Raw genomic sequence first — 12,946 nt, 5'->3', positions numbered from 1 at the left:
TAATTTTGTACCTTGCTGAACGTTTTACCTAGTTTTCAAAAGAATAGGTAAGTATTTTAATGTTTGTTCATTTTCTAATATACATTTTTCTAAATTGAACGATGGAGATAACTCTATTTTTTCAAAGGCATTTATAAAGGTAGTTAATGCAATCTCAGCTTCTAAACGTGCAAGTGGCGCCCCTAAGCAAAAATGAGGACCTTTACCAAAGGTTAAATGCTTTTCATTTCCTATTCTGTGTAAATTAAATTTAGAAGCTTGTAAGAACTTTTTCTCATCTGAATTTGCTGCACTTACCCATGCAACAATCATTTGATCCTTTTTCATAAAAGGTCCAAATATATTTGTGTCCTCTGTAATCATCCTAGCTAATGTAACGGGAAAGCGATAGCGTAATACTTCCTCAATCGCTTTTGAAATTAATGTAGGTTCTTTTCTTAACTCTTCATATATTCCAGGTGAATCCACTAAAAAGCAATAAAAGCTATTAATAATTAAATTTGTAGTTGTTTCATTACCTGCCGCTAATAAGCCTAAAGAAAAAGTAACTATTTCTTCATCGGTTAATCTTTCACCTTCATATTCAGCTCGTATTAAATCTGAAATAATATCGTCGGTTAAATGATATCTTTTCTCTTGAACAATTGGAAGCAGGTACGTTTTAAATTCATTTAACGCAATTCCTTTTTCTACATCCAAATCGTTAAATTTTTCTTTACTATATGGCATAAATAAAATATCAGACCATTCTTTAATCTTTTTACGATCCGTTGTTGGCACTCCTATTAAATCGGATATGACGGTAACAGGTAAAGGTGCAGCAAACTCTTCAACGATATTAACCTCACTATATTTTCCGATATGTTGTACAAGTTCATTTGCGATAGACTGATATGTAAATATAATAAAAAACGAATGATTAATAGAAATATTCTACGCCACTCGTTTTTTATCGGACTTCTTTTTACTGTACTTTTATTTTCTTTATGAGTTATTAGAAAAATAATTGTCTATATAAGTCTTTATTTTTTCAAAATCCTTTTCCATAAATAAGATTGCTGGTACTTCAATTATTGGAAGATTATTTTCATTATCAAAAGGTGGACACGGTTTGGGAACTACCAAATAGTCAACTGAGTTTTTATCCCTAATATAATTAATTGAAACATCATAATACTTAGAAAAATATTCCTTCAAATCATCCTGATTCCTTAAAAATGGTAGAGAAAATATTGAACCATAATTTATACCAGCGTCGACAATTAATACAAAGCATATTTTTTTCATGATACACCCTCCTCGTATAATAAGTTTTAAGTTAATAACTGTTCCTTGAAAATTAAATAGTTTTTATCTTCAAGAGCTACATCAAAAAAATGATGTATGGGTAAAATTTAGTCTTGGATAAGGTAACACTGATAAAAACAGGTTTCCTTTTTCTTTATATTCAATTAAATTATATCATTATTTTACATGAATTTCCAGAATTTGTTTTTTTATTTTATTGGTAAACTTATGCTTAGCATGAATTGGAGGGATATATATGATAGATTATAGAATAATTTCAAGAGAAAACTATTCAAATAAGATTGGAGAGCTTGTAACAATGCTTGAACATACAAGAGATGTTACATTGAGCGAAATCTCCAATTTAAACCAAAGTGATTTAGATTTCTTACCAAACGGTAGTTCAAACACTATTGGTTCTCTCTTATCACATATTGCAGCGATGGAGTTTGTTCATCAAGTTATCTCGTTTGAAAAAAGAGATTTAACTGAAAGTGAATATCTAAAGTGGCGAATTTCTTTAGAACTTGGAGACAAAGCAAGGGAAGGAATAAAAAAGCAATCTTTAGATTATTATTTGAATGAATTATCACAAGTTAGAGAAAATACACTAACATATCTGAAATCAAAACAAGATAGCTGGTTATTCGAGGAAAACAAGTGGGATAATGGTGTGCCTTATAATAATTACTACTTGTGGTTTCACGTTATGGAAGACGAAATTAATCATCGTGGACAAATAAGAACAATTAAGCGATTGATGGGAATAAATAAATAAATAAATAAATAAATCTTATTCAACCAAAGGGTGCTTTACTTGAGAAAGTCACTAGAAGAGTCAAATGATAACTATGAACTGCCCCCAATTGCTAGGTTTTGTTTAACAATTGGGGGCAGTTCATTTATAGCGCATAGGTAATCAGCTTTTTGTTAATCATGAGGTAGATATTTTTAACTAAAAAACCAATAATGGAAATATATCACAGCTTATGACCCGTTTTTACACGTATCTCGGCTGACCCCCATAATACACTGTATCCCGCTCTTCGGCGCTTCGAAAATATGGGAGCTATAATTAAACAAATACATAAACAAGTCGGAAAGCCAAACCGAAATATGTACGACATAACTGAAACAGGAGAAGAAATTTTTTATGAAATGTTAAGAGAGTTTCCCGAAAAGATTGCGACAAATAACGCTGAATTCCTTGTGCGTATCGCGCTATTTGAAAAACTTGATTACGAAGCTAGAAAAGAAATTTTAACAATACGCCAAGACGTACTACATAAACAGCTTACTGCTATTCAATCTTTACATGTTAGCTCATCTTTTATTACAGAAGTCATTGAATTTAGTAAATCACGTATTGAACATGAATTGCTCTGGATTGCATCACTTATGAAGAAAATATGAAAAAATAAAAAGAAAAGTTAAAAACAATGAATGAAAATGAGATTTATTATCAATACTATAATTAATAAAAGGGCAACCACGATTTGGCTACCCTTCAAAAATTTATACTTCTGGATCAAAAGTTTTGCAATCTGTTTCTTCAGTTGTAGATGCATGTTTACCTTTATGACTTACTACATAAATTGCATCTGCACTACATTTATTGCCGTTAGCCCAAAATTTACAGTTGTTTACTTCACATAAAACGTCTTGTGCCATAGTATCACACCTCCTTGTTCTATTATCATTAACAAAATTCGGAGGTATGATACTCTTTGTCATGCATTTTTTATTACCTTTTTAACTTTCTTAATGGTTCAATGTCTCCTTGTACAATAGCATCTATATTTTCGGTTATTTTTTCAATGTCAAAATGCCACCATTGAATTTGCAATAATTCTTCTATTATTGTATTTGTGAATCGTTCCTTTATTTTATTTGCAGGGTTTCCGCCAACAATTGTATATGGTGCGACGTCTCTAGTCACAACAGATTTAGCTGCAATGATTGCACCATCCCCTATTTTTATTCCGGGCATAATAGTTGTATCCATACCAATCCAAACGTCATTTCCTATAACTGTATCACCTTTGTAAGGTAAATCAGACAAACTAGGTGTATACTTCTCCCACCCATTTCCAAATATATTAAATGGATATGCCGAAAATCCATCCATCCGGTGATTCGCTCCGTTCATAATAAAGGTAACTCCATTTGCAATACAACAAAACTTTCCAATAGTAAGATGATCTCCAAGAAATTCATAATGATGTAATACTCGATCTTCAAATGTTTCTCCATCTTTCGCATCATAATAAGAATAGTCACCAACAAATATATTAGATTTCGTTATTGTATTTTTTATAAAATGAACGTTTTGATTTCCTTCAATAGGGTATTTAACATTTGGATTAGGATTCATGTTGCACAGCACTTCCTTTACCATTCATTTCACTTTCTACTGCTATTACTGGCTTTAAATTGTATATAGGCAAAATAAACAATAATCCAATAACAAATAGTAGAGCCGTCCCCTCATACATCGTACCTAATGAAAACATCTCCTTTAATGAACCAGCTATACTCATCGTTACTACCATTGAACCGGTGAATAGTGGACTTAAAATGCCATTTACTCTACCAATAAAATCCGTATCACTATTTTGTATAATAAGTGTATTTATCCCTATTTGAATACAAGGTAGGGCTAAACCACTGAAAAGTTGTGCTGTAAGTGTCACCCATAAATTTGTAGAGTATCCTATAATAGCAATTCCAATTGCCTGACCAAGCATACCTACAATTAACATTTTTTGCGGAGCAACGTTTTTCGCAAATACCATCGCTAGAGCTCCGCCAACAATCATCCCCGCACCATTTACTGTTAGTAACCATTGTAAACTCTCTTTTGATAACCCTAACTGCTCAGTCACAATAAAGATGCCTAGTGGCTGAATTAAACCTATACCTAGTCCTGCTGCCATAAAACAAAACCCTAGCAAAGTTAATGCTTTTTTCTTTTTTACATATTTAATACCATCCAGCATTTCCTGTAACAGCGTAATTTCTTTCTTCTCATTATCATTCTCAAGATCTTTCGGAAGAAATAACAACACAGCTGCTGCAAGTAAAAAAGCGATACCTGTTATGATGATTGAAATATAAATTCCAAAACTATGAAAAATAAATGTTCCAAGAATAGGTCCTAACACCATAAAAATCGCAAATATTGTTTGATATATAGACATCGCTAATTGAATGTGTTCCGTTGATAAATGCTGTTTAAACAACTTCATACCGGATGGTTGAGAAAACTGCGAAAGGATTGCAGAAATAAGCGTCACAAAAAACACGATTTTCCACGTTCCAAACATAAGAGTAATTAATACAGCGAATACGGAAATAGAACTTAACGTCTCACACCATATCATTGTCTTCTTTGGCTTCCACCTATCAGCAAAAGTTCCCCCAATGAATGAGAAAATAAAAATGGGAGCAAATTCAGCAACCGAAATCATTGAAATAGCAAAAGCATCACCTTTCGTCATTTCCATAACATAAAGTAATATCGCAAAGTTACGAACCCAAATTCCAACTTGTAAAAATAATGCTGATGCTAGAATCCCTTGCACAAATCGATTTTTTAATACTTGTGATACTCCATGATTTTGTTTCGTTTCTGCAGTCGTCGACATAAAAAAGCCTCCTATTTCGTGTTCTGAACAGGAGGCAGCACAAATCATATGAAAAGACTATATATTCGCAGTGCGAAACACATCCCTTTTCTATACATGCACATACTAATCCTATTCAGAAGAATATTTCGTTTTTTAACGAAGATCTCTTACAAATAGAATTAGTTGATCATTGGGATGTTTTCACCCTTCCGTTTCGAATTTAAATAACACATACATACTCTATGTTAATCATTTGTCGTGTATGCATGTCTCAATATAACTATTCTAAAAAGACAATGGTAATTCCTCTAAAGAACGCATTAAATAATTGCCTTGCCAATTAATTTTTTCACGCTCACCTTTTATTTGTAACGATGGCATTCTTTTAAACAGAGCAGTAATAGCAATCTTTGCTTCTAACCTAGCAAGTGGAGCTCCTAAACAGAAATGGCTACCATGTCCAAAAGCAATGTGACGGTTATTCTCACGCATAATATCAAATACTTCTGGGTTTTCAAATACTGTTTCATCACGGTTTGCTGAAGCTAATGCGATAATAACCATATCTCCTTTTTGGATTGTTTGGTCATGAATTTGAAACGGCTCAGCCGCCCATCTTGCAGTTGTCACCTCAACTGGAGAATAATAACGCAATCCTTCCTCAATAGCTGAATCAATTAATTCCGGATTTTCTTTTAATAACTGTAATTGCTTCGGATTTTCAAGAAGTGCTAATACCGTATTTGTTATTAAATTCACTGTCGTCTCGTGTCCGGCTACAATTAATAACATGATCATTGAATATAGCTCTCGAGCACTAAGTTTATGCCCTTCATTTTCTGCAAGTATTAACGCACTAACCAAATCTTCTTTTGGATTTTTTCGTTTTACATCAACTATATATTGGAGATATGTAATAAATTCAGATAGTTGTTTTTCGGTTTCTTTTATTTCTTCAGGTGTTTCTGGCGATGCAATGACAGCATGAGACCAAATTCTAAATTTCGCTTGATCCTCTTTTGGAATTCCAAGCATCTCACTTATTACAATAATCGGTAATGGGAATGAATAATCATCCACAAGATTTAATGTACCTTTTCGCTCTATTTCACTTATTAAATCATCCGCTATTCTCTGAATTCTTCCGTCTAATTGTGAAATCATCTTCGGTGTAAAAGCTTTTTGAACTAAAGATCGCAAACGACTGTGGTTAGGTGGGTCCGAATTTAACATGTGCGTTGTTAAATGATCACTATTGTCAACGGAAAGATGCATGTTCTTTGTATCTTGAGGAAACACATTTGCCTGATCTTTTTTTAAGCGATTATCTTTTAAAAGCGGCAGAGCATCTTCATATCTTGTAATGAGCCATTCTTTACCGATTTCAATTTGATTTACAAATAATATAGGCTGTACTTTTCTCGATTCTTTATAAATTTCATAAGCATCTTCTTTAAACTGAGCAGAAGCTAAATTAATGCCATCCTCTATTTTTCGGCCAACCTTATTTTTTATTGACATTACATTCCCTCACTCTCAATTATTTGTGTAAATCAACCTAACATTTGAATTATACTTCAATAAAAACTAGAAAATTGTAAATTTTTAATTAAAATCTTACTTCGTATATTGAAAAATAAAAAAGTGAGAGAGTAAAATTATTCTACTCTCTCACTTCCTATTATGCGAAGCACATAAAATTATTAATTTGTTGATATCGATAACTTACTTTACGACGACGACCACCTTGCCAAGTGTAACCTGAAACCCCGCTTCTTCTTACCTCGGTTGGAAAGAACCATAAATCTCTTCCGAAAGGACCAGGTCGATGTAAACGTAAATAGCCCCATCTTCCTAGACAGTTACACATCCAAGATTTCATATTGCCTGCTTGTGCTGGAGAAGCAAATGTGGACGGTAACGACGGAGCTTGTGACGGTGGTGGTGACGTTGGAGCATCTTCCGCATCATCTGGTCTATAATCTTCTAGTTCAACCTCTCTAACTTCGATATCAGGTTCATATCCGTATTGTTGTGGATTATAATACATCGTTTGATCATATGGATAATTTTGTTCGTTATACATATTAACAAATCACCTTCTTTTCATTCAGTACCTTTAACATTCATATGTGATTTTCCTCCTATAGGAAGCTTATGTATAGCCTAAATTCATAAAAAATGTTGCAAATTACAAATAGGAGAGATTCACAATAAATCTCTCCTATTTGCACTAAGCAAAGCACATAAAATTACTAATTCGTTTATATTGGTAAGTTACCTTAAAACGATGACCATCTTGCCAAGTATATCCTGATACATCAAACCGCCTAACTTCTGCTGGGAAAAATCATAAATCTCTTCCAAAAGTACCAGGTATATTTAACCTTAAATAGCCCCATCTTCCTAAACAATTGCACATCCTTGATCTCATTTGAGATGTTGGTACAGGAGTAGCAAATGTAGACGGTAAACTGGGGAGGTTCAATGGAGGTAGTAACTTTGGTGCATCATCTGATTGACATGAATAAAACTGATTGTTCAATGAACTATTCCTCCTAATTATTAATAAACTCTATATAATATATGAACTTTCTTTTTATATGAAACTTCCATAAAGGAAAAACTTCTCTTTTATTCCCCAAAAAATCCTCTTCTAATTCTTTATTAGAAGAGGATTTTTGTTTTACTGCTATTTCAACTTCACACTATAAAAACGCATTTCATTTAACGAACCTTCAAATTCAAAAACTTCTTTTTTAATTAATTTCTTTAAACGATATTCTAAAAATGTATCGCCAACTAACTGCTCTACAAGACCTAGCGCTTCACCAATTACTCTAGGGGCTTTTAGGAAGTCTCGATCAGCACCTATACTTTTCGCGCATTCAATAATAAATTGATCAAAATAATCTTCTTGTACCGAACGCACTTCATTCTCTTTCCAAACTCTTAAAAACTCCGTACTTTTCGATAATCTATCCCACTCATACACAAAATGCATTCGCTTCTCTTCCGTTACATACGGAAATTCAGCAAAACTTTTTTGCAATAGAGCTAAACTTTCAGGTGGTAATTCTCCAGTTCCACGAATAGCATACTCTTTTTTAAATATTTCTTTACTTGCTTCAGACGTATTAATAACGCGAATGTTTTTCTTATCTTTTAATTGCGCTATTACAAAACATAGACCTACATGTTCATGTGCGTTATTAGCTTTCCAAATTGTAATAGGTGTTTCAATAGGAATAGTGTGTAGTTCTTCCATAGTTTCTAAAAACCTTCGTAAATACTCTTCTTCAAAATAATTATCATAAGCAGTTAAATTGTTTACTAACCATTTCTGTCTTGCTAGTTGCGCCTCATTCATATGTAACTTGTTTATCGGTCCAATTGAAAAGAATTCAGAAAAAGCAACAACCATCTCTTCCAATCGTTCTTCTTGACCCAGCATATGCTTTAAACATCCAGCTGTTGAATCATCAAAAGCAATATGAACGTGTGAGCTCTCTTTTACATTTCTTTTATGAGATGTATTACTCGTTAGTTGTTTTGGAATATCCATTAAATTTTTAATTGTATCTTTACTATAGTTTTCTTCTAATAAATTTAACTGAATTAGAATACTTTGAAGTAAATGTTTTGCTTCATCTTCATACATATCCTCTACAACATTTTTAATTTTATCTATCATATAAATCCCTCTATTCATTTCTAAAATAACGTAGATTATAGTGTATCATTTTAGCCCAGATGTTTAAAAGTCTTTTTAAAATCAAATCGTTTATTACACAGATTGCTGCAGCCATCTAAGTTTTTAACAAAAGCTTTCTCTATATTCCTCTCAATCTATAGATCTATAATATTTTTTTCTTCCTCCTTATTTATCTCCCAAAATCACATTAGTTGCTAAATAATTTTTAAACACTTTGTAAATCTTTTTATTTAAATGTATAATTATATAGAAAATAAAAAATACAGGAGCAATATTAATGGCGAAAGTACTTACTAATTATAAACATTATTTAAAAAATTGGAGATTTATATTTATTTGTATATTACCTGCTGTCGCTTTATTGTATACATTCGATGTCATCTTTGAACTACTGTGTCACCAAAATTTCTATTTGTCTAATTTAATTATTGCTATCATATTAATCTTAATATTTATTAACATTAAAGAAAACTATAATTGAAACGAAACCGTTGTGAAGCTACATTTTTCATAAAAAATTAGAGCACCCTGCTATTGGATGCCCTAATGTGATTAGAGGTTTTTTCTGAGTATTTAGTAGGACACGAAGATCTTGTCCTATTACATACTATATGCTTGTACTTATTACATTGTGCACTAGAAAGCACAATGTCTAGATGCCAAATAGATACATACACATTGGAGTAACTAACACGCTAGAAAAGACCTTTCTATATCCATTCATTCTTAATAGCCTACATTATTACTAATAAAATTTTCTCATACTTTCATTGTACAATTGCTTTATTTATAAACAAAAAACATCCCCATGGATGTTTTTTATCTAATTACCTTTAAACTTCCATAAATTTAGCAGGTACACCAATTTTTTCAACTACAGAAGATATATTAGTAGGGTTAATCATTACATTTTCAATACAAACTAATTTATTTTCTAATAATCCATTCTCTGTAGTAATAAACTCTTCAAATCGTTCTAAAGTCATTGAGAATTTGTGCTCACTTCCACCATTCATACTGACTTTTACATACTTCATAGTGTCACCGCCTCTCTTAATTATCTATAATTCGCTAAAAATACGCTTACATCCTTTTATTAAAACGTGGATTTATCACTTTTATCACTTCCCACTACACGTTTGAAATGATTTTGAGAAACAAGCTACTAAACACCACCTGTTCTTTTCATTAAAATTTCAATAGAATATCGTTAGAATTATACATCTTTGGAAAAGATTACATAATAGTACTGATTAAATATTAGGAGTGTTATTAATGGTTGATATAATCCGACTCTTAATCACCATACTTATCGCAATTTTTTTATTTTCATCAATTATTATGGAGTTTAAAAAACCTCACAAAAGTATGTTTTGGTTCTCAATTGAAGTCTTGTTTCTGCTAGGAATCGTACTTTTAATGAAAGAATTTTTCATCAAACTTTCCGCATAAGCCCTTAAGTAAAACATAATATCCCATCAATAACGCAGGATAAATTATGATTGTTATTTTTTTCACTGAAGTTAATAATTTAACTTCCGATAGTTATCTTTTATTTATAACTACTTTATAAGCTTCTGCTAATTACTCTTTTTCGTATATTATCATGAAGACTAGAGCAAGCATGCCTTGTCATATATTAGATAAGGGATGTGATAACATTGGGTAACGATAACAATCAATTTATTTTTCATGTAGTACAAAGTTCGGCAATTAAAAGATTTATAATTATCGATATAATTGCTGGAACAGGAATTTATTGGACCGTAAATTTCATTTCTTCAAATGCATTACTCGCAATTATTAGTTGTTTTTTGGGGACAAAAAAAATGAAAAAAATGCATCATTCATAGAAGCAATAACTAAATCCCAATTCATTTCTTTCAAATTTGTTGCCTTTACTCTTCTTGAAGTGGGAAAGCAATTTTTCACAGTTGGCTAATTCATCCGACTTTCTGGCAGACAATACTTTTGATTGTCTGCTTTTTGTATGAGATTTTTCGTTTGACATATACTACTTTTGAACCTGTATACCAATATAAGCCATTTTGGTGTTTGGGATTTCCCTTCCTGGGATAAGTATTTTTGAACTTATCCCTTTTTGTATAGGCATGTATATTTGGGATAAAACTAATTACAAGCAGATTTTCTGTTTATTCGTAGTTCTTAACCAAAAGACTTTTCTCCTTTAAAGGACAGTAGGTACGACTGCTTGTCCTTTTTTATTAATATTTCACACACCATTTTTTGCCCCCTTCTAAGCATTCTATTACAGCTCCAAAATAGCCAATGTTTATAGTCATACAAAATAAGCAGTTGCTGATACTTTCCTTTTTGAGTTACACAACACAATAAAAATGTGTAACTATAGATTTGAATCCATGTCCCTCCTATCTCAAAAGCTCTCCTAAGTAACTAAAAAAAACACCTTAAGTGGGTGTCCTTTTTTCTTTATGTAAGAGAACATACAGATAACGTTAATCCTCCAAATGTCACTGTTCCTAGTAACCCCAATACAACTCCTGTTAAACAAACACAATCAGCAAGACAAATTGAAGATTGCGATAATGGAACAAATGACCTACTTGTGCTCGATCCATAATGTTTTATTTTCTCATAATTTATATCTAACATAAAATGTAGACATGATATACAACCATCAATAGTTTGAAGAGATTCATTTTCTAACCGCACCAATAACTTGTTATTTAAAGCAAATGGTAGAGGGTATTGCTTATCTAATCATCTCTGTTGCCGTATAAATCCCTAGTTTAGTTTGTAATAAAGTATTAAAATAATGCTGGTTATATGTTCACGTTATTATTGCTAATAAGAAGGATAAAGATAAAAATGCACAAAGTGGTACATATAAAACAGTATCCATTCTAGCAAACTGCGTATCTTTTTTTCGTTTAAAGATACCAAAATAATGAAACTCACCAATTACTCTTATGAAAAAAACAACCATACAAACCCAGGATCCCATTTGAACAAAAACATTGGGGAGTACGGAATGAACAATATTTGCTTGTTGTAATAAAATCATTGCTGCCATACTTAATAATAACGCAATGAATAATGTCATTCCTGTACCTGGTGTAAACGCCTTTTCTCCAGCTTTAGTTGGAATGACACTATTTGTCGCCCACTTACCTCCGAAAGCCCAATAAACATGTAAAAAACTAACTAAGAATAATATGCAAACAGAAATATATGTAATAATAAGCATTTTGTCCTCCCATTATTTTATTTAAATCCTTACCTTTAAAATATGCTATGAATCCTTCATACGCAATCTATATTTAATTACATAAAAAAACCCCTTAATGATTTATCAATTTTACGATAAATCATTAAGGGGTTAGTGAAATTTATTATGCATTATACCTATTTTTTCGACGTTCCATCCTAGTTTGTCCTTGAACAGTACTTTCTTTATATTGATCTATTTGCTCTGCCATTTCATATGTTACAACTGGTTCTTCGTTATTACGCTCATGCATTATTTCTGGCGTTTTACGTTTAGAACCTTTTCCACCAAACTTAAATAATTTCATCTTAAATTTCGGTAATCTTGGAAAGCGGATCTTAAATGATAGCCTTTTACGTTTCTTTTTTTGTTTAAATAGATTTGTATTTTCTTTATTATTGTCTTTCTCTTTACGGTGTAATAACATCGCAAGTAATCCACCTAATATAAGTCCTCCAACTAAAAGGAGAATATATAAGTAATGGCTTGTCATTAAATTCATCATACGCTCAAGTATGACTAACGACTGCACTTCTTTTATATCCCATAGTAACGCGGCCCATAATGAGAATAAGCCCAAAGTAAGCCCGTATGTACGAAATCGGAATAAACACGGAATTAACGCAATGCAAGCGGCGATTTTCGCGTTCGCTATTATTGAACTTATTGAAATATCCTGATTCCAAATAACTAACAGTAATGTTATAAATGGTGCATACGCTATCCAGCTACATATACGTGAATATATCTTTTTCGCAAAGTAACTACCGAAACTAGTAAAAAATAAAAGTCCTCCAATATATAAAGATTGTTCAAGAGGGATTTGCTTTAACATTCCTGCAATTGGAAAGAGGCCGCTCAGTAGCATTAATAATACATCTAATTTCTTCACAATTCCCCATTCCTTTCAAATTTTCTTTTCAATTAATAAAAATCGCTTTTCCATATGATGTAGTTTTTGTATTTCTAAAAAACATCTTAATCCTGTATGTAAATAAAGTAAATACGTAAAAGAAAAGATACATGACAAAGGATAGCCTTATTTACATGAAAAAATGACAAATC

Annotated in this window: 14 protein-coding genes and 3 pseudogenes; 4 read left to right on the top strand and 13 right to left on the bottom strand. The window is 31.8% G+C overall.

The window, feature by feature from the left end:
• Positions 1 to 24: 24 nt before the first annotated feature.
• Together MHH66_RS13165 and MHH66_RS13160 are read right to left on the bottom strand one after the other, a co-directional pair.
• Positions 25 to 891: pseudogene (locus MHH66_RS13165) on the bottom strand (cytochrome P450); the annotation flags it as partial.
• A 93-nt stretch (positions 892 to 984) separates the two neighbouring features.
• Positions 985 to 1,287: a hypothetical protein gene (locus MHH66_RS13160; RefSeq protein WP_000717614.1), complete on the bottom strand. Its 303-nt coding sequence runs from the start codon at positions 1,285 to 1,287 to the stop codon at positions 985 to 987.
• Between the two features lie 256 nt (positions 1,288 to 1,543).
• On the opposite strand from MHH66_RS13160, the gene MHH66_RS13155 reads away from it, so the two are divergent.
• The gene (locus tag MHH66_RS13155; protein ID WP_078186010.1) at positions 1,544 to 2,065 is read left to right on the top strand and encodes a DinB family protein; all 522 of its coding nucleotides are present in this window, start codon (positions 1,544 to 1,546) and stop codon (positions 2,063 to 2,065) included.
• A 230-nt stretch (positions 2,066 to 2,295) separates the two neighbouring features.
• Positions 2,296 to 2,700: a PadR family transcriptional regulator gene (locus MHH66_RS13150; RefSeq protein ID WP_100248686.1), complete on the top strand. Its 405-nt coding sequence runs from the start codon at positions 2,296 to 2,298 to the stop codon at positions 2,698 to 2,700.
• Between the two features lie 102 nt (positions 2,701 to 2,802).
• Here MHH66_RS13150 and MHH66_RS13145 read toward each other — a convergent pair whose 3' ends face one another.
• From MHH66_RS13145 to MHH66_RS13115, 7 genes and pseudogenes are all read right to left on the bottom strand, one after another.
• The gene (locus MHH66_RS13145; protein ID WP_000046089.1) at positions 2,803 to 2,958 is read right to left on the bottom strand and encodes a DUF1540 domain-containing protein; all 156 of its coding nucleotides are present in this window, start codon (positions 2,956 to 2,958) and stop codon (positions 2,803 to 2,805) included.
• A gap of 73 nt (positions 2,959 to 3,031) precedes the next feature.
• On the bottom strand, positions 3,032 to 3,661 hold the full coding sequence (locus MHH66_RS13140; protein WP_002165689.1) for a Vat family streptogramin A O-acetyltransferase: 630 nt from the start codon (positions 3,659 to 3,661) through the stop codon (positions 3,032 to 3,034).
• Positions 3,651 to 4,934: an MFS transporter gene (locus MHH66_RS13135; RefSeq protein ID WP_078186011.1), complete on the bottom strand. Its 1,284-nt coding sequence runs from the start codon at positions 4,932 to 4,934 to the stop codon at positions 3,651 to 3,653. The genes MHH66_RS13140 and MHH66_RS13135 overlap by 11 nt, the downstream gene beginning before the upstream one ends.
• 267 nt (positions 4,935 to 5,201) lie before the next feature.
• Complete coding sequence (locus MHH66_RS13130) at positions 5,202 to 6,437, bottom strand: cytochrome P450 family protein (protein WP_061675033.1); 1,236 nt, start codon at positions 6,435 to 6,437, stop codon at positions 5,202 to 5,204.
• A gap of 160 nt (positions 6,438 to 6,597) precedes the next feature.
• The gene (locus MHH66_RS13125) at positions 6,598 to 7,002 is read right to left on the bottom strand and encodes a hypothetical protein (protein WP_002013148.1); all 405 of its coding nucleotides are present in this window, start codon (positions 7,000 to 7,002) and stop codon (positions 6,598 to 6,600) included.
• Positions 7,003 to 7,149: 147 nt separating this feature from the next.
• Positions 7,150 to 7,434 (bottom strand): annotated as a pseudogene (locus MHH66_RS13120) (hypothetical protein); the annotation flags it as partial.
• Positions 7,435 to 7,608: 174 nt separating this feature from the next.
• The gene (locus MHH66_RS13115) at positions 7,609 to 8,610 is read right to left on the bottom strand and encodes a DUF1835 domain-containing protein (protein ID WP_002165687.1); all 1,002 of its coding nucleotides are present in this window, start codon (positions 8,608 to 8,610) and stop codon (positions 7,609 to 7,611) included.
• Positions 8,611 to 8,908: 298 nt separating this feature from the next.
• Between MHH66_RS13115 and MHH66_RS13110 the strand changes: the two genes are divergently transcribed.
• Entirely contained in the window at positions 8,909 to 9,112 is a 204-nt protein-coding gene (locus MHH66_RS13110; RefSeq protein ID WP_002142003.1) for a hypothetical protein, read from the top strand.
• A gap of 352 nt (positions 9,113 to 9,464) precedes the next feature.
• Here MHH66_RS13110 and MHH66_RS13105 read toward each other — a convergent pair whose 3' ends face one another.
• On the bottom strand, positions 9,465 to 9,668 hold the full coding sequence (locus tag MHH66_RS13105; RefSeq protein ID WP_002085220.1) for a hypothetical protein: 204 nt from the start codon (positions 9,666 to 9,668) through the stop codon (positions 9,465 to 9,467).
• 624 nt (positions 9,669 to 10,292) lie between these two features.
• Between MHH66_RS13105 and MHH66_RS13100 the strand changes: the two genes are divergently transcribed.
• A complete protein-coding gene (locus MHH66_RS13100; RefSeq protein WP_002070042.1) occupies positions 10,293 to 10,484 on the top strand; it encodes a hypothetical protein in 192 nt (63 codons plus the stop codon).
• 598 nt (positions 10,485 to 11,082) lie between these two features.
• Here MHH66_RS13100 and MHH66_RS13095 read toward each other — a convergent pair.
• The 3 genes and pseudogenes from MHH66_RS13095 to MHH66_RS13085 form a co-directional block, all read right to left on the bottom strand.
• Positions 11,083 to 11,373 (bottom strand): annotated as a pseudogene (locus MHH66_RS13095) (homoserine dehydrogenase); the annotation flags it as partial.
• 70 nt (positions 11,374 to 11,443) lie between these two features.
• A complete protein-coding gene (locus MHH66_RS13090) occupies positions 11,444 to 11,860 on the bottom strand; it encodes a DUF3995 domain-containing protein (protein WP_002165685.1) in 417 nt (138 codons plus the stop codon).
• Positions 11,861 to 12,005: 145 nt separating this feature from the next.
• Positions 12,006 to 12,773, bottom strand: a complete 768-nt coding sequence (locus MHH66_RS13085) for a DUF3959 family protein (RefSeq protein ID WP_002165684.1) — start codon at positions 12,771 to 12,773, stop codon at positions 12,006 to 12,008.
• Positions 12,774 to 12,946 lie beyond the last annotated feature (173 nt).

Source organism: Bacillus sp. FSL H8-0492, assembly GCF_038006145.1.
Lineage (GTDB): Bacteria > Bacillota > Bacilli > Bacillales > Bacillaceae_G > Bacillus_A > Bacillus_A mycoides.
Note: the sequence above shows the minus strand (reverse complement) of the source record. Positions and strands in the feature narration are given on the sequence as shown.